The 17,288-nt window shown below is 59.6% G+C and carries 16 protein-coding genes; 8 read left to right on the top strand and 8 right to left on the bottom strand.

Annotated elements, in window-relative coordinates; translation table 11 throughout:
• Positions 1 to 5: 5 nt before the first annotated feature.
• On the bottom strand, positions 6 to 386 hold the full coding sequence (locus tag BWP39_RS30270) for a winged helix-turn-helix transcriptional regulator (RefSeq protein WP_235851528.1): 381 nt from the start codon (positions 384 to 386) through the stop codon (positions 6 to 8).
• 253 nt (positions 387 to 639) lie between these two features.
• Between BWP39_RS30270 and BWP39_RS30275 the strand changes: the two genes are divergently transcribed.
• Genes BWP39_RS30275 through BWP39_RS30285 form a run of 3 tightly spaced genes read left to right on the top strand, consistent with a single transcriptional unit; the run spans position 640 to position 3,347 of the window.
• The gene (locus tag BWP39_RS30275) at positions 640 to 1,272 is read left to right on the top strand and encodes an FMN-dependent NADH-azoreductase (protein WP_096725853.1); all 633 of its coding nucleotides are present in this window, start codon (positions 640 to 642) and stop codon (positions 1,270 to 1,272) included.
• Positions 1,273 to 1,314: 42 nt separating this feature from the next.
• Positions 1,315 to 1,974, top strand: a complete 660-nt coding sequence (locus tag BWP39_RS30280; RefSeq protein WP_096725854.1) for a DsbA family oxidoreductase — start codon at positions 1,315 to 1,317, stop codon at positions 1,972 to 1,974.
• Between the two features lie 35 nt (positions 1,975 to 2,009).
• A complete protein-coding gene (locus BWP39_RS30285) occupies positions 2,010 to 3,347 on the top strand; it encodes an MATE family efflux transporter (RefSeq protein WP_096726267.1) in 1,338 nt (445 codons plus the stop codon).
• A 49-nt stretch (positions 3,348 to 3,396) separates the two neighbouring features.
• On the opposite strand, the gene BWP39_RS30290 is transcribed toward BWP39_RS30285, so the two are convergent.
• Entirely contained in the window at positions 3,397 to 4,305 is a 909-nt protein-coding gene (locus BWP39_RS30290) for a LysR family transcriptional regulator (protein WP_096725855.1), read from the bottom strand.
• Positions 4,306 to 4,431: 126 nt separating this feature from the next.
• Between BWP39_RS30290 and BWP39_RS30295 the strand changes: the two genes are divergently transcribed.
• Both BWP39_RS30295 and BWP39_RS30300 read left to right on the top strand, forming a co-directional pair.
• Positions 4,432 to 5,073, top strand: a complete 642-nt coding sequence (locus BWP39_RS30295; protein WP_096725856.1) for a glutathione S-transferase family protein — start codon at positions 4,432 to 4,434, stop codon at positions 5,071 to 5,073.
• A gap of 22 nt (positions 5,074 to 5,095) precedes the next feature.
• A complete protein-coding gene (locus tag BWP39_RS30300; protein WP_096725857.1) occupies positions 5,096 to 7,174 on the top strand; it encodes a pyridoxamine 5'-phosphate oxidase family protein in 2,079 nt (692 codons plus the stop codon).
• A 77-nt stretch (positions 7,175 to 7,251) separates the two neighbouring features.
• Here the strand turns inward: BWP39_RS30300 and BWP39_RS30305 are convergent, their stop codons facing one another.
• Positions 7,252 to 8,139, bottom strand: coding sequence for an aminoglycoside phosphotransferase family protein (locus tag BWP39_RS30305; protein ID WP_096725858.1), 888 nt, complete (start codon positions 8,137 to 8,139; stop codon positions 7,252 to 7,254).
• Positions 8,140 to 8,551: 412 nt separating this feature from the next.
• Between BWP39_RS30305 and BWP39_RS30310 the strand changes: the two genes are divergently transcribed.
• Positions 8,552 to 9,883 carry an RICIN domain-containing protein gene (locus tag BWP39_RS30310; RefSeq protein WP_096725859.1) on the top strand — a complete coding sequence of 444 codons (1,332 nt, stop codon included), beginning with the start codon at positions 8,552 to 8,554 and terminating at the stop codon, positions 9,881 to 9,883.
• Between the two features lie 51 nt (positions 9,884 to 9,934).
• Here BWP39_RS30310 and BWP39_RS30315 read toward each other — a convergent pair whose 3' ends face one another.
• Positions 9,935 to 11,179: a saccharopine dehydrogenase family protein gene (locus tag BWP39_RS30315; RefSeq protein ID WP_096725860.1), complete on the bottom strand. Its 1,245-nt coding sequence runs from the start codon at positions 11,177 to 11,179 to the stop codon at positions 9,935 to 9,937.
• 167 nt (positions 11,180 to 11,346) lie between these two features.
• Positions 11,347 to 12,612, bottom strand: coding sequence for a PucR family transcriptional regulator (locus tag BWP39_RS30320; RefSeq protein ID WP_207557195.1), 1,266 nt, complete (start codon positions 12,610 to 12,612; stop codon positions 11,347 to 11,349).
• Positions 12,613 to 12,733: 121 nt separating this feature from the next.
• Between BWP39_RS30320 and BWP39_RS30325 the strand changes: the two genes are divergently transcribed.
• Positions 12,734 to 14,257 carry a flavin-containing monooxygenase gene (locus BWP39_RS30325; protein ID WP_096725862.1) on the top strand — a complete coding sequence of 508 codons (1,524 nt, stop codon included), beginning with the start codon at positions 12,734 to 12,736 and terminating at the stop codon, positions 14,255 to 14,257.
• Positions 14,254 to 15,147 (top strand): metal-dependent hydrolase, encoded by an 894-nt coding sequence (locus BWP39_RS30330; protein ID WP_096725863.1) that lies wholly within the window; start codon positions 14,254 to 14,256, stop codon positions 15,145 to 15,147. Before BWP39_RS30325 ends, BWP39_RS30330 begins: the two co-directional genes overlap by 4 nt.
• Positions 15,148 to 15,173: 26 nt before the next feature.
• Here BWP39_RS30330 and BWP39_RS30335 read toward each other — a convergent pair whose 3' ends face one another.
• The 3 genes from BWP39_RS30335 to BWP39_RS30345 form a co-directional block, all read right to left on the bottom strand.
• Positions 15,174 to 16,001 (bottom strand): SDR family NAD(P)-dependent oxidoreductase, encoded by an 828-nt coding sequence (locus BWP39_RS30335; protein ID WP_096725864.1) that lies wholly within the window; start codon positions 15,999 to 16,001, stop codon positions 15,174 to 15,176.
• 111 nt (positions 16,002 to 16,112) lie between these two features.
• The gene (locus BWP39_RS30340) at positions 16,113 to 16,505 is read right to left on the bottom strand and encodes a hypothetical protein (RefSeq protein WP_096725865.1); all 393 of its coding nucleotides are present in this window, start codon (positions 16,503 to 16,505) and stop codon (positions 16,113 to 16,115) included.
• Between the two features lie 67 nt (positions 16,506 to 16,572).
• Positions 16,573 to 17,202, bottom strand: coding sequence for a TetR/AcrR family transcriptional regulator C-terminal domain-containing protein (locus tag BWP39_RS30345; protein WP_096725866.1), 630 nt, complete (start codon positions 17,200 to 17,202; stop codon positions 16,573 to 16,575).
• Positions 17,203 to 17,288: the final 86 nt, after the last annotated feature.

A 17,288-nucleotide genomic window follows, 5' to 3' on the forward strand; every position in this document is an offset into this window, starting at 1 on the left:
ATTTCCTACACCGTCTCTGGTCGCTCATCGAACCGCAGTCTTGCTTCCTCGATCGCTGGGCGATTCTTTCTTCCCCAGGCCGCTAGCGCTCTCAATGGCGCGATCAATGAGCTGCCTAACTCGGTGAGTTCGTACTCGACTTTGGGTGGAATGACTGGATAAACCGTTCTGGTCACGAGACCGTCTCGTTCGAGACCTCGCAAGGTCAGCGTGAGCATGCGGTGCGACACGCCGTTGACTGTACGCAGGATGGTGTTGAAGCGTTGCGGTCCGTCCGAAAGAGCGCCAACTACCATCACGGTCCATTTGTCACCGATTCGATCCAGTACCTGTGCCATTGCGCGGCACTCGGCATGGATTTCTTCGTCGTGCACAAGGGTCGTCACTTCGGATGGCACTCGACTAGCCACGGCACTCTCCTGGATTTTCTCTAAGGAACATCGGTGTTCGTGCAGCACTTATTAGTGCGTTCTTGTCAATGTACAAGATATCAAAGATAGTTTCACGTACAAATTTAGCGTTACGCACTGGCAGCTTGTTGCGCGTCGACACCATACCTTAGCTTCCGCTAAAGGGTGCGTATGCATTTTTCTATTCACGCTCGATTTCTCGGGCAATCATTAAAGTGAAGGATCGTTCATGAGCAAATTGCTGCATCTCGATACCAGCATTCAAACGAGCAACTCGGTGAGTCGACGCCTGTCTGCCGCCATTGTGGACAAGCTCAAGAATGCCGATGAAGACCTTGATATCACCTATCGGGATCTCGCAGCCCATCCGTTGCCGCATCTGACGGAGCCGGTATTCGCGGTCCATGTCCAGTCGGCGGATGCGTCAGGTCTGAATCCCGAACAACGGGACGACATTGCTGAAAGCGCGAACGTACTCGCTGAGTTCCAGGCCGCCGACACCATCGTGATAGGTCTCGCGTTCTACAACTACTCGATCCCCAGTTCGTTGAAGGTCTGGATTGATCGGGTGGTGGTCGCCGGTAAGACGTTCTCTTTCGGAAGTGGTGCGGGCCCCGTGGGGCTGGCTGCGGGAAAGCGGGTAATCGTCGCCATTGCCCGGGGCGGTGTCTATGCCGAGGGCTCGCCTTCCGCGCACCGCGAACACGCAGAAACCTACTTGAGGCACATCTTCGCGCTGATCGGGATTAACGATCTTGAAGTGATCGTGGCAGAAGGGCTGGTGTTCGGGCCGGAGGCAAGCGCCGCCTCCGAGCAGATGGCAATGAACCGCATCGATGCACTCCCCGTGATGGCGATCTAACTTCTCCTGCGCGCAGGGAAACGGGTTTCTCCTGGAGGTGTCATGCCTGCATTGAAAATAGATCTGTATTCGGACATCGTATGCCCGTGGTGTCTCATCGGGCAGCATCGCCTGGACAAAGTGCTGTCCGAGCGATTTCCGGATCTGGCTGTCGATATCGAACACCATCCTTATGAGCTGATGCCGAATGCGCCGCCGGAAGGCATTCGTCTGGCGGACTACTTTCGTAAGAAAGGCATCACGAACATGGCGCCTGCTTTCGAGCGACCGGAAGCGGAGGCGCGTGCTTCAGGTTTGCACCTGAACCTGAGTCTCCAGCCCTACGTCTACAGGACGGTTTACGCCCATACGCTGCTGCGTGCCGCCAGAGCACGCGGTACACAGCACGCGCTGGCTGTGGCACTGACGCGCGCGTATTTCGATGACCGGCACAATATTTCCGATCCGGAAACGCTCAGCGAGATTGCTGCGCGCTATGGGTTCCAGCGCAAGGAGGTATGCGCACTCCTCGAGGACGAGGTGGAGATCACGAAGACGGAGGCCGACATCGCGAGAGCGCGGGCCGCTGGCGTGTCGTCTGTTCCGACTTTCAAGGCGGGTCCTTTGGCCATCGAGGGAGCGCGATCGGAAGACGAGCTAGCGGCACTGATCAGCAATGCCACCAAGATCGAAGCGGCCATTCAGTCGCACGATGATCATTGACTCACCATGCCGTGGTCCCGTCGCGCCTGCGCGCCATGCTGGAAGCACCCATTGCGCCGCTGCTGGCGCGCATGGGCTGGCCGAACATGCTGATGATGCTGGCCCAGTCGTCGACGGGCCTCGTCGAGACGTGGTTTCTCGCGAGACTCGGCACGCAGATACTTGCAGGCATCGCGGTGGTTGTGCCGATGTTGATACTGATGCAGAACCTGTCGCAAGGTGCGATGGGCGGCGGTATCTCGTCGTCGGTCGCGCGTGCGCTTGGCGCCGGCAATGTGGCGCTGGTCGACCCGCTCGCGAGGCACGCGGTAGCCCTCAACTCGCTCATCGGCATTGCGCTCTCCATTGTCCTGCTTGCGGTTGCCCGGCCGCTGTTCCAGATGCTCGGCGTGCACGGTGCGGCGCTCGACGCCGCCAGCACATACGGGCACGTCCTGTTCGCCGGCTTGCCGTTGATGTGGGCGATGAATGCACTAGCAAGCGTGATTCGCGGCACGGGCAACATGGTGGTACCCGGCGCAGTGATCTGCGGTGGCGCGGTGCTGCTGATTCCACTGTCGCCGTGTCTGATCTTCGGCATCGGCCCGTTGCCTCACCTCGGTGTCGCGGGTGGCGCATGGGCACTCGTTGCGTACTACACAGCGGGTACCGCGATACTCGGCTGGTATTGCGTGAGCGGACGCAATCCGGCTCGCCTGTCGCGCGGCCCGCTGCATTGGGCGCCGATGCGTCGCATTCTCATGGTTGGCGGTCCTGCATGTCTGAATCCGCTTCTGACGAACGCGCTCATCGCGCTGACTGGTGCTGCCGTCGCTGCACACGCGGGCACTGCGGCGCTCGCCGGTTACGGAATCGCTACGCGCCTCGAATATCTGCTGATGCCGATGGCGTTTGGCATCGGCGCACCGATGGTGGCGCTCGTCGGCGCGAACATCGGCGCGGGACAGCGCGAACGCGCACGGCGCATCGCGCTGACCGGTGGCGCGATGGCGTTCGTGCTTGCCGAACTGGTCGGCGTCGCGGCAGCGCTGTGGCCGCATGCGTGGCTGCTCCTGTTCGGCGCCAACGAGCAGTTGCTGCAGACCGGCTCTACGTGTTTGCGCATCATCGGTCCTTTCTACGGTTTCTTCGGGCTCGGTTTCTCGCTGTATCTGGCGTCGCAGGGCGCGGGCCGGCTCGGCTGGCCGCTCGGCGCGGGCGTGCTGCGGCTCGTGCTGTATGCCGGCGTCGGTGCACTGGCGTTACGGATTACCGGGTCGCTGACGCTGTTCTTCGCGATCGGCGCCGTTGCGATGGTGGCGTACGGCGTGATCATCCTCTGGTCGGTTGCATCGGGGCGCTGGTTTGTCGCGCGCGCCCGCAGCGCTGGCTGAATTAGCATGGAGACTCCGGGCTGGCTCAGGCAACGTATCGAGCAACGTATCAGGCAGACACAGCGAGCCGCGTTCTGAAAACATCGATCAGGGCGCGTACTTTCGCTGGCGGATAACTGGTTGGTGGAAACACCGCTTGAATGGCCGCGGACGCCGTCGTCCAGTCGGGCAATAGACGCACGAGGCGGCCGGCTTTCACGTCCGCCGCGATCGAGAAGTCCGTCAGCAGCGCGAAGCCGCCACCGGAAAGCGTGGCTGCGCGAGCGGCGTCGGCGGTGTTGACTTGAAGTCCGCTGCTGCAGCGTATGTTCTTCATGTCGCCATTGGCGCGTTGCAATTCGAGGGTCATTGGATGCGGCAATACCGACAGTGCAACAAAGGGCCATTTCGCCAGCGCGGCCGGCGAGCGGGGTTTTCCCCACTGCTCCACAAAAGCCGGGCTTGCCACCACCCATTTGACGAAGGCGCCGATTTTCACCGCGCGGTAGCTCGAATCGGCGAGTCGACCGAGCCGGATGGCGATATCGATGCTGTCCGCGATCAAATCCACGTAGCTGTCGTTGCAAATCAGTTCGACGTCGAGTTCTGGATAGGCATGGCGCAGATCGACCAGCGCTGGCGCGACCGCGAGCGCGCCATAGTCGTGCGGCGCGCTCACGCGCAACGTACCGCGCACCGGAGCGCTTGCGTCCGACACTGCCGACAAGGCATCTTCGGCCGTCTGCAAGATTTTGCAACACGCGTCGTAAAACACGCGGCCGCCTTCGGTGACCTTGATCTGTCGAGTGGTTCGCACCAGCAGGCTTGCGCCTACCTCTCTCTCGAGCCGCTGAATATGTGTGCTGACCATCGCCTTTGCGAGCCCGAGGCGCGCCGCTGCCGCGGTAAGAGAACCTGCTTCGACCACCGCCGCGAAAATCACCAGCCGGTTCAGATTGATGTCCCGTATGTCTGCCATGATCGATTGTCCACTTTCGATTGACTATGTTTTGAAGCTTAGCAGTCTTCTCGCGCGATGCGGCGGTCGATAGCATTGACTATCTGTTCCAGTTCGAACACCCAGCTCTTTCAAAGGATCTTCCCTGTGCCCGCTGCTAAACCTGCCCAACCGATTCGCCTGCATACCACGCTGCTGTCCGGACACGGTCATCGTGTGAAGCTGTTTCTGACGTTGCTGGATCTGCCGTTCGAAGTAGTCGAGCTGAACATGGCCGCCGGCGACAATCGTCGCCCGGAATATCTTCAGCTCAATCCGTTCGGTCAGATACCGACGATCGAAGACGGCGACACGGTGCTGTTCGATTCGAATGCGATTCTCGTCTATCTCGCGAAGCGTTACGGCGATCCGTCATGGCTGCCGCAAGACGCATTGAGCGCTGCGGCGGTACAGCGCTGGCTTTCGCTTGCCGCCGGACCGATTGCCTACGGCCCGTGTACCGCACGGCTCGTTACCGTGTTCGGTGCATCGCATCACCTCGAAACCGCGCAAAAGATTGCGATAAAACTGTTCGATGTGCTGGAGCGCGAACTCGCCGACAAGCTTTTCGCGGCCGGTGAGCACGTGACGATCGCCGACATCGCGGCACACACGTACATTGCGCATGCGCCGGAGGGTGGTGTGGCGCTTGAACCGTATCCGAACATTCGCGCGTGGTTGCGCCGCGTCGAGGCGTTGCCGCGTTTTGTTGCAATGCCGTCTACCGAGGTGGGTCTGCTTGCCGGTTAACGGCACAGGCTCAGGAATCGCCATGTCCGAAACATCTTCCATCAAGCCGAGCGGTAGCAGTACTGATGCTGGGCCTTTTCACGCCGCTGAAATCGCCGTGCAGCGGCGTGCCGGCGTGACAGACGATGCAGACAGAAGCGGCAGGCGGGGGATTCGCCGGTATATGCCGGAGCAGCATCGGCAGTTCTTTGCGGAGCAGCCGTTCATGGTATTCGGTGGTGTCGATGCCAGCGGACAGCCATGGGCAACGTTGCGCGTCGGTGCGCCTGGTTTCGTGTCGTCGCCGGATGCGCGCACGCTGCGGATCGAAGGCGGTGCATTGCCGGGTGATCCTCTTGCAGAAAGCTGGCACACAGGCGCGTTGATCGGCGGCCTTGGACTGCAACCGTCGACCCGACGACGCAATCGGGTCAACGGTAAAGTGTTGTCGGTGAATGGTGACATCGTTACGCTCGAAGTTTTGCAGAGCTTCGGCAATTGCGCCAAATACATTCAGGGTCGCGCGCCCGAATTCGTTGCGCGTGGATCGGCTGGAGCAATGCCCGAAGTCGAATATGCGGTTGAATTAAACGCAACGGACCGTGCGCTGCTGGCGCGCGCCGACACGTTCTTCATCGCCAGCGCGAATCTGACGAAAGAAGCGGATCTCGCGCGCGGTGTGGATGTTTCGCATCGCGGTGGTATGCCGGGCTTTGTTCGCATCGACGACGCGAACACGTTGACGACGCCCGATTTCAGCGGCAATCGCTTCTTCAATACGCTTGGCAATCTGACGCACGATCCGCGTGCGGGTTTGTTGTTCGTCGATTTCGAGAGCGGTGATCTGCTTTACGTTGCAGCACGCGCCGAAATCATCTGGGAAGGACCGGAACTGGCGGAATTTCCGCTCGCCGAACGGTTGGTGCGCTTTCGCATTACCGAAGTGCGCCGTAGCCGAGCCGCTCTCCCGTTTCGCTGGTCCGCCGTGGATTACGCGCCTCAATTTCTCACCTTGAAACCCGCGCAAGAACCTGCTTCGTCTGTCTGGAGAAAACTGCGAGTCGCGGCGGTGCACGACGAAACACCGTCGATCCGCTCGTTCTATATGGAGTCGATCGACGATACGCCATTGCTGCCGTTCGAACCGGGCCAGTTCCTGCCGATCCGCGTGCCGGTAGAGGGTGTCGGCGCACCGCTGATTCGAACGTATACGCTTTCAGCGTCCAACGATGCACGGCGCTACCGCATCAGTGTAAAGCGCCAGGGCGTCGCGTCGAACTGGTTGCACGACCATCTTGCTGTCGGCATGAACATTGATACGATGACGCCACGCGGCGCATTCACCTATGATCATTCGGCTACGCGCGCGTCGGTATTCATCTCCGCGGGCATCGGCATCACGCCGATGCTGGCGATGTTGCAGCACGCTATCGCGGCCCGCACGACGAAATCGCTCTACTTTTTTCACGGCGCGCGCAATGACAGCGAACGTCCGTTCAGCTCATATCTGAAGGAACTCGCGAGTCATCACGCGAACGTCTCGATGCATCTGTTCGATAGCGACAGCAACGGCGTGGTGGATTCGATGACCTCGCCGGGGCGCATTGACGTCGCCGCGCTCAAACGTCTGCTGCCATTCGATGATTACGATTTCTATCTGTGCGGCCCGGAAGCATTCATGCGCGACCTGTACGAAGGTTTGCGCGCGCTCAACGTGGCCGACGAGCGCATCCGGTTCGAGGCATTTGGTCCCGCAAGCGTAAAACGCACACCTGGCATCGCGTCGAGCACGACGGCGGAACAACTGAACGACGAATTCAGCAATGCAACGACGCAGCAAACGGGCGGCGCGGCCGTGACGTTCTCACGCACGCAACGCACGATGCAATGGTTGCCGAAAAACGGTACGCTGCTGGAATTCGCGGAAGCGTGTGGTATTGATGCACCTTCGAGTTGCCGTTCGGGGATATGCGGCACCTGTTCCACTCGCGTGCTACAGGGTAGTGTGGCTTACGACGGTCCAACTGAAGCCGATATCGCACCAGGTCACGCGCTGATTTGCATGAGTCGACCGCTCGTCGACGAGAATGGATCGCCGCAAGCGTTAGCACTCGATCTTTGATGGCTGTTCCAGTGTCTCCCACTGGCGAAGACCGTCGACCACTACAACGCGTTGTTGCCCTGGAAGATGCCTGTCGACTAATGTGAATCGCTCAGTACTTCGTTGACGACAGCCAGGGAGCTTTCAACCTCGCGTTGATTGCCATTATGCTTTGCCGCGACAATACATGCCCTCCATAAAGCCCACCCGCGGGCACGATCCCACGTGCCGTTGTCAAAAGATAACTTGTTCCGGAACGTGGCGCGGCTTGTTCCGGAAAATTGAGTCCAGGCGATTACGAGGTCGCACGCAGGATCGCCCACTGCTGAGCAACCAAAATCAATGACTGCACTTAACCGCCCATCGGTGACGAGCAGATTGCCGAACGCGACGTCTCCGTGAACCCATACGGGAGAGGCTTGCCAGTCGGACTGCAGGGCAACATTCCACAACCGCTCGACTGCACTCGCATCGATATGGTCGCGAAGTTCAATGAGGGCTTCTCGAATTTCCTGATCGTAGACTGCCAGCTGCCCGCCTCGATGGAAATTGTGCGGCCCTGCCAGAGGCCCATCCTCAACATCAATCTGGTGAAGCGCGTCGAGAAACTCAGCAAGAGAGCCGGCGAATTGATTCATGTCTTTGATCAATTCTGCTTTTGCCGGCTCGCCTTCGATCCATCTATAAATGGACCATGACCATGGATAGCCGTTGTCTGGCATTCCCCTAACCAGGGGTGTTGGAATCGGGAGAGGCAATTGTGATGCCAATTTCGGGAGCCACCGATGTTCCTTCTCCACTTGAGCAGCGTATGCAGGGCCACTCGGCATCCTGACCAGCATATCGTTACCCAAACGGAAGGTCCGGTTGTCCCATCCCCCTGGTTTCACCATCTGCACCGGTAGATTCCCCCATTCGGGAAATTGCGCCTGGATCAATCGATGAACAAGCTGGTCGTCGATTTGCACGCGATTGGTATCTTGCATACTAGCCCAACGTGATGATGACAGCGGGCGCTGAGGTTACCGCGCTCGCTGGCAGCCCCTCGGAGAGGGGCCGTTAATCCATCGCTTACAGTTCGACTACCGCTCTGCCATTAGCAGGTCCACTATTCACACCGCATCCCATTTCTGATTGCGCCAATAAATACACAAGCACGACACGATGAATATGTGTCGCGCATCCCTGCGTCGAATCGGGCGGGGTAGAGTGACATTCATCTCTTTGGCACACGACGGCTCCTGGTTGCTGTGAATAGAAAGGCGTACTGGTCATCGCCTTGTCTCGCACCGCAGCACGACACTCAATCGCGTTGTTCATTTCTGCTTGTGTAGTTATCTGCTCGCGATTCATAGAGCATCCCTGTTCGCAACTTTAAAAAAGAGGGGAGACGTTCCCATGATTGATTCGAGTGGCATCACATCCAGCAAACGTTCCCGGACGATACGTGCGCTTTGCACCGTTTCGTCGACCCTGGCATTACTGATTACCACCAGCGCGCCACTTCATGCGCAGACCTGGACCATTCAATGGAGTGACGAATTCAACGGCGCGGCCGGCGCTGCGCCCGACTCCACCAAATGGACCTACGATACGGGCGGCGGCGGTTGGGGCAATGGAGAACTAGAAACGTATTGTTCGCCTTACTCGAGGACCGCACCATGCGATCCGAATAGTTCCAACATCTACCAGGACGGCAGCGGCAATCTGATCATCAAGGCGATCAACAACGGCGGCACGTGGACCTCGGGTCGCATGAACACGTCTGGAAAAGAAGCGTTTCAGTACGGACGCATCGAGGCCCGTATGAAGCTTCAGGTAGCGGACGGTTTCTGGCCCGCGTTCTGGATGCTCGGCAACAATATCGGCTCGGTCGGCTGGCCCGCATCAGGTGAGCAGGACATCATGGAATGGGTACAAAGCTACGGGCCGAACAAAACGTCTTCTACGGTTCATGGGCCGGGCTATTCGGGGGCAAACGGCATCGGTAGCCAGTTCACTTTCCCAAATGGTGGGCGCGTGGATGACACCAGTTATCACACCTACGGTGTGATCTGGACGCAAAACATGATGCAGTTCTACCGCGATAATCCGGAGCAGCCGTACTTCACGATTACGCCGTCCAATATCCCGGCTGGCACACAATGGGTTTTCAATCAGCCTTTCTACGTGCTGCTGAATCTTGCGATCGGTGGTGGCGGATTTCCGGGCACGACGGATGGCAGCACGCCGAGTACGGGCACGATACTCGTCGACTATGTGCGGGTGTATCAGCCGGGCAGTGCGATCGATAGCAGCGCCTGGTACACGGTCAGCAACCAGAATAGTGGTGCCTGCGTCGATGCTGCGAGCTGGGGTACCGCCAACGGCACCGTCGCCCAGCAATGGAGTTGCGGTGGGAGTCAATACAACCAGGAATGGCAACTCACGCCCACCGATAGCGGTTACTACACGATAACGAACCGCAATGCGGCGCTGGTGTGGGATGTCACAGGCGGCCCATCGGCCACCGCGAGCGGCGCCCTGATCCAGCTATGGGCTTCCGGTGGCGGCACCAATCAGCAATGGATGCCCGTGTCGAATGGCAACGGCACCTACAAGTTCGTTGCGCGCAACAGCGGTCTTTGCCTGGATGTGCCGTCTGCGTCCACGGCCAATGGCGTGCAGTTGCAGCAGTACACCTGCAACGGTAGCGCGGCGCAATCTTTCGTCCTGACGCAACAGCCTTAAAGCAAACAAAGGATGAGGTGCCGGCTAGCGCTGAGCGGCCGGCACCGAACCTCAGACCAACTCGAAACGCAATCCGGCTTGCTGAACGAGACGCTTGATGAAGCGCTCGTCGAACATCGTGGCAGGCGTCCAGAAACCCCCGGGCCGTCCGACCTTGATATCGTCCTTGATGTAGTCGAGCGCGAGACCGATCGCCGCCTGGCCGAGCATCTTGCTGGTGGAGCCGTAACCCGGATCGCGGTCTCCGGTTACTTTCACACGCACGGTTCGTCCGTCATCGGTCCGGCCAAAGAAACGTAAATCGTAGCGGCCGGCCAGTTGAGCCGCGGGGCTGGGGCCTTCGCCGGGCTTCGGCAACAGGAAGCGTTCCATCAGGATGCGTATCGGTTTGGCGATCACGCCTGCCATGAACACACCCAGGCCGGCCACCACCGCCAGGGCGGACAAGCGGCCTTTGATACCCGTGCCGGTCATGATGGCTTCGTCATACGTGAACTGGTTGCCGTATGCCTTATCCGCAAGCGCATTGGAGCGATGAACGACACGCTCATTGATGGCGGACATGACGAAGGGGGCGATCCACGCACCGTAGTCGGCATCGAATTCGGCGGATTTCACGTAGTGCTGGCGCACGGTGAAGCCGTGATCTTTGGGGCACAGCGAATAGGGGTTGAGCAGTTCCTTGCGCACGGCGGGACTGGCTACGGCTTCCTGAACGAGATTGATCACGCTGGCCACCGTACCGCCTGACGCGCCGCCCTTGAGCGTCCTGATGCGCAGCTTCACGTGGGTAGCCGGTATGCCCCACTGTTGCATCGCCTGTTGCTGCAGGAAATAGACGCCCATGTCCGAGGGCACCGAGTCGAAGCCACAGCAATGAACGATACGTGCTCCCGACTGCCGGGCAGCGGGCTCATACTTTTCGATCATCTTCCTGATCCACTGCGTTTCACCGGTGAGATCGCAGTAGTCCGTACCGCTTTGCGCGCAGACCTTGACCAGCGGTTCACCGTATAACGCGTAGGGACCGACGGTAGACACGACGACCCGTGTTCGTGCGCACATGGCTTGCAGTTGAGCTTCGTCGGCTGCGTCGGCGACGATGATTGGCAGGGACTGGCCTGCCGCGCCCAGCGAATCTCTCACGCTCTTGAGCTTGCTTTCGGATCGGCCGGCAATCGCCCAGCGCAAGGTCTCCGTCCCACTCGATAAGTATTCGCAGAGATACCGCGTCAGGATCTGTCCAACGAAACTCGTGGCGCCAAACACGACGAGGTCATAGTCACGAGCGGTCATGGAAGGGTCCTTGGAAGCGGGTGGGTTGGGGTATCGGTAGCGGCTGGAATTGGTTGGTTAATAGCCGTTAGCCAGCACTTTAAGATTAAAGACGACTGTAAGGTCAAGCGGTCGGGTAGAGGAGCAAGTCAGTTCTTTCTGTTAGTGCCCATACGACAGCCGCTTCCTCACTCCGTGCCATCCGCCTCAGGCCGCGTCCACGCGAGCACTTCAAGCGCCGCGCCGACATCGAGCCGCTGATCGGCAAGCGGACGCGGCAACAGCGCTTCTGCACGCTCAAGCCGTCGCAGCAGGGTATTGCGATGCGTATGCAGGGCGTCGGCCGTTGCGGTCACGTTGCAACCATGTTGCAGAAACGCGCGCAACGATCGCTGCAGCGTGGGCGAAGCGTTTGCCAGTTCCCCTAACGTCTGGCTGATGAAATAACGCGCGCCTTTGGTGTCCTGCGTCATCAACGCGACGAGACGGATCTGCTCGATGCTGACCACGGCAGCTGGCGCGTTCAATCTGCCGAGCACGCGCTGCACGGTGAGCGCTTCGAGATGTGAGCGACGAAATCCATCGATGCCGTGCCCCGACGATCCCATCGCGATGCGCACATCCGGCAACGTGCGCAGTGTCGCCTCGAGGTACTGCCGGTCCACGCGCGTCCCCCCCGAGCACCAGACCCAGAGCGTGGCCGGACCGGCCAGGATGATGAGCGGCTGCGGCGCCGACAGACTGCTCGCCAGCGCCTTCGCTGCTTCCTCCAGACGATGCAATTCCGGAGTCGCCGCTTCGCTCCAGATCAGCGCGCCGTAGTGCGCCTGCTCCAACGGATACCCCAGCCGGTTGCTCGCTGACGGCGCACTGACCTGGCCGTTTTCGAGGATCAGCGTTACCAGCTCGCGTCGCTCGACGTGGCTGTCGCGCTGCCGCGCCTCGCGTTCTTCTTGCACGACGGCACTCATCGCCAGCATGTTGGCGTCGATGAATGCGCTGATCGAACGTGCCGAGACGTCGAGCAGTTCTTCGAGTAACGATGGATCGCGGGTCAACTGGAAGGCGATCTGCATCCAGAGCCGCCATGCAACGGTTTGGACCGCTCGGGCCGAACTCATCATCAGTGCCGCCATGCCGCGTCGGGCCAGCTCACGCGCGTTGTGTTCCATGTCGGGCGTGATGTAGGGCGGTACGGGCTGGCCCGGATGCAGGATGTTGGCGGACGCCCAATGCACGACGCCAGCGCGATAAATGCGGCGCGCGGAAGCGAACATGACCGGATCTTCCGCTACCGATTGCCCGGCGAATTCCGGGCTTCTCGCCGCATCCAGCTCTTTCATCGATTCTGGCGGCAACGCCAGCGCGATTTCGGCGCCGCGGCGCAAAAGCTCGCAAACCTCGGGCGAGGGGGCTGGCCACGTGGTGTCGGAGAACGCAGGAAAGGTGGGCATTTTGGGTGGTTTAGCACCATACAGGTTCAATGTCGGTGCATTTTAACCCTAGGATGTGACCCCGGTAGTCAATAACATGTCCCCAGTTGCAATTGGGTTGCAGCCCTGTCGAGGAGACTTCATGACCGTCCATTCCATCCTGCCCTCCGATCACGTCGAGGTGCTGATCGTCGGCGCCGGCATTTCCGGCATCGGCATGGCCCGTTATCTGAGCGACGCACACCCCGGCAAGCGCTATCAGATTCTGGAAACGCGCAGCGAACTGGGCGGGACCTGGAGCCTGTTTCGCTACCCGGGCATCCGTTCGGATTCGGATCTGTACACCTTTGGCTACGCGTTCAAACCATGGACTAATGAAAAGTCGATTGCGGATGCCGCATCGATCCTCGAGTACCTGCGGGAAGCGGCACGCGAAGGCGACGTCGAACGACACATCCGCTTCGGCCAGCGAGTGATCTCCGCGAACTGGCGAAGCGCCGAAGCACAGTGGGAAGTGATCGTGGAGGCAGTGGCCACCGGTGCGCGCAGAACGATGACCTGTCGATGGTTCTTCTGCGCCGGCGGTTACTACCGGTACGAACAAGGCTTTACGCCTAAGTTCGAAGGTCTGGAGCATTTCAAGGGGCAGGTGATCCATCCGCAGCACTGGCCCGAAGATCTCGACTACACGGGCAAGAACGTCGTGGTGATCGGCAGCGGCGCGACGGCGATGACGCTGATTCCCGCGATTGCACCAAAGGCCGCGCACGTCACCATGCTTCAGCGCACGCCGACGTACGTACTCAGTTTGCCGTCGCGCGATCATCTTGGGAACGCACTGCACCGGATCTTGCCCAGCGGGCTCGCGCACGCGTTGATTCGCCGCAAGAACATCAGTCTGTCGCGCGGTATCTGGCGCTTTTGCAAACGCTATCCGCAGGCTGCCCGGAAGCTGATCCGCTACGCGAACAGGAAGAGCCTGCCGGCAGGCTATCCGGTCGACGAGCATTTCAATCCGCCCTATAACCCCTGGGACCAGCGTGTGTGCGCGGTGCCTGACGGCGACATGTTCAGGGCGCTGAGGAAAGGCAAGGCATCGGTTGTCACCGATCACATCGATACGTTTACCGAAACGGGAATCCGCCTGAAGTCCGGGCGCGAATTGAATGCCGACATCGTTGTGACTGCAACCGGTCTGAATGTGCAACTCTTCGGCGGGATCTCGCTGGCGAAGGACGGCGAGCCGATCGATCTCAGCAAGGCTGTCGCCTACAAGGGCTTGATGCTCTCCGGTATTCCGAACTTTGCTTTTGCGATCGGTTACACGAATGCCTCGTGGACGCTCAAGGTCGGACTGGTGTGCGAGCACTTCTGCCGACTGCTTACCTACATGGATGAGAAGGGCTATGCGATCTGCCAACCCGTCGCGCCCGAGGGTTTGCCGACCCGCCCGTTGCTCGACTTTGGCGCGGGCTATGTGCAACGGGCGCTGGATAAGTTGCCGCGTCAGGGGCCCGGTGCGCCGTGGGTGATGTCAATGGATTACTTCGATGACGTGAAGCTTCTTCGCAAGGGAGCGGTGGCCGACAAGGCGCTCGCCTTCACGTCGGTGCCTGCGTCGCAGAGCGCGTCGCCAGTTCGTCGTGTTGCAGGAGGTGCGAAATGAGTACTACAGCAATGAATACCGCAGCAATGAATACCCCGCCGATCGTTCCTCGTTCAGACCTGGACTTCGGCCTGGACAACACCATTCCGCGCTTCTGGTTTGACAACAATCCGTTCAGGACGCGTCTGATGGACGGATTGCAACTGAGCTTCCCGGATGGCGAGCGTTACTTCATCTCGAGCGTTCGCTACTTCCGCGAGCGTGTGAAAGACCCGGTGCTCGCACAGGAGATCAAGGATTTCACACGCCAGGAAGGGCAGCACGGCATGGCTCACACGACGTTCAACAACGTGTTGAAGAAGCAAGGAATGCCGGTCGATGAACTGCTCGCTGTCCAGAAGACCATTCTGGACGGCTATACCCGTCGGTGGTCTCCGGACTTCAACGTGGCTCTGACGGCGGCCTTCGAACATATGACCTCGCTGATGGCAGAGGCATTCTTCGGCCGCAAGATGGTCACGGCGGGGGCTGATCCGCACATGCAGGCGTTATTTGCGTGGCACGCCATCGAGGAAATGGAGCACAAATCGGTGGTGTTCAACGTGATGAAATCGGTCACCAGTATTGGCTATTTTCGTCGCTGCGCGGCGATGATCATCGCTGTGCGGAAATCGAACAAACTACTTTTCAAGAATTCGGATCGCCTGCTCAAGGCCGATGGTTTCAGCTGGTTGGCGCGTAAGTGGATGGTTCTGAAAAATCTGAACTGGATGTATGGCCCGAAGGGCGTGTTTTCCAGCTACAACATGAAAATCCTCGCGTACTTCCGGCCTGGATTTCACCCCACCGATATCCCGGTCATGCAGAGCTATCCCATCTGGCTCGCGGAATATCAGCGCAGTGGAAATCCGCACAAGGCGTGTCAGGCACTTCTGGCACACGCGGCCTGATACGCGGTGGCGCAATCGCTCAGGTGTCAGCCCGCCTTGCCTTGGGCTGCCTTCGAAACGGCTTCCCACTGTCGCCAGGTCGCGAGCCGGTCGGTGTAGGTGTGCTCGACGATCTGCAATGCAGTGCTACCGAGTAGCAGACGCAGCGGCGGAGTAGGTGAGTCGACGACCTGCAGAATCGCGTCGGCCGTGGCGCTCGGGTCGCCCAGTGTGCGGGAGCCATAGGCTGCGGCGAGCTTCTCGCGCAGGCCGGTGTACGCGTCGAGTTTCGTCGAGTGGTGCGCGGAAGCACTGCGCCAGTCGGTGTCGTAACCACCGGGTTCGATCAGCGTGACCTTGATGCCGAAGTCGGCGACTTCTTTCGCCAGCGTCTCGCACAATCCTTCGACGGCCCATTTGGACGCGCCATAGACGCTCGCCGTCGGGAACGTGATGATGCCGCTGAGGCTCGATACCGCAAGGATGTGACCACTACCCTGTGCACGCAGCAAGGGCAATGCGGCCTGGATGACCCACAGCGCGCCGAAAAAATTGGTGTCCATCTGCGCGCGTGCTGCGGCTTCTTCGGTTTCTTCGACTGCGCCGAACAGGCCGTAACCCGCGTTATGCAGTACCACGTCGAGGCGGCCAAAGTGCCGGTGCGCCTGTTCGACAGCGGAAAACACGGCGCTGCGATCGGCGACATCGAGCGTGAGTGGAAGAATCGCATCCCCGTACGACGCGACGAGATCGTCGAGTGCGGCAATGTCGCGCACCGTAGCCGCAACGCTGTCGCCGCGTGCTAGCGCGGCCTGGGCCCAGACGCGGCCGAAGCCACGTGAAGTACCTGTAATAAACCAGACTTTCTTGCTCATACGAATTCACTCCGAAAGAGGCCGGACGACCGGCCCGGTTTGACCTGACACTACGATCGTCTTGAGACTAACAGCGGCAGTCTACCACTGTTAGTCTAACGATGTTAGTTTTCAGGGTGTGGAGTGAGCCTGTTGATGGCCGAGCAGACGCGCGACTTCCGCGTCAATGTCGGCTTCGCTTTCGACGACCCGAACAGGAAAGCCGAATGCTTTCGCGAGAGCGGGCGCCATCGCCTTTGACGCGATGGTCACCGTGCGACGTGTCTCCACGATCACCGCGCCGGCGCACCATCGGGACAGTGCGGGCCGGTTTCGCTTGAGCCATAGCGCGTGCTGTTTGCGCTCGTTTTGTAGGGCATTGTGCTCGTCACGCGGCGCCTCGACGCTCAACAGGACAAAGCGTTGTGCGCGGGCGAACAGTGCGTCGAATTGCGATTCCCACTCTGGCTCGCTGTGCGCGAGGCACATGCGTACGAGTGGAAAATGGGTGGTATCCAGAAACATCGTCGACCTTCTTCGCAGAAGCTGAAATAAGCTAACGTTGTTAGATTAGGCTAACAACGTTAGTTAATCAAGCATCGGCGATCCTGCTCTCGATTCCGCGTATGAGCAGATCGATGCCAAGCGCGAAGCGCTGGTCGAAGTTGCGGTTGAAAATATCGCTGGCAGCGTCGTACGCGTGCGGATAATCGGTATTGGCGAGCGCGACAAATGCAGCCTGGCGCGCTTTCAGGTCGATGCCGTTGTCGGGGCCCAGTGCCTGTTCCTCCATCACGAAACCAAGCACGTAGTAGAGCACGCTGAACGAACCCCACGCGGCGAGCCGTGAGTCTGCGCCAGCTTCGACCAGCGAGGCCATCAGTGCATTGCCGACCCGCATCACGTTTTCGGTCACCCCGTTGCTACCGGCGAACACGCGCGCTCCATCCCGATGCTTCAACATCGCGCGGCGAATTTCGCCTGAAACTTGCCGCAACTGTTCTTCCCATGTGCGGTTACGCGGCATCTTGCGGGCGACGTTCTCCATCAGGAGATCGGCCATGCCATCCATCAACACCTGTTTGTTCTCAAAGTGCCAGTAGAGCGAGGCCGCCTTGATGTCCAGCGCCTGTGCCAACTTGCGCATCGTTACGCCCTCGATGCCAAGTTCATCGAGGAGTTCGATCGCAGCCTCGATGACCTGTTCTTTCTGTATCGCCATAGTGATCTTGTCTAAAGGTTGCTTACCAGGAGCCGCGTGAGAAGGGCGCGAATCGGTAACAGTGTGCCTGAAACACCTGAGTTTGC

This window comes from Paraburkholderia acidicola (assembly GCF_002362315.1).
In the GTDB taxonomy this organism is placed as follows: Bacteria; Pseudomonadota; Gammaproteobacteria; order Burkholderiales; family Burkholderiaceae; genus Paraburkholderia; species Paraburkholderia acidicola.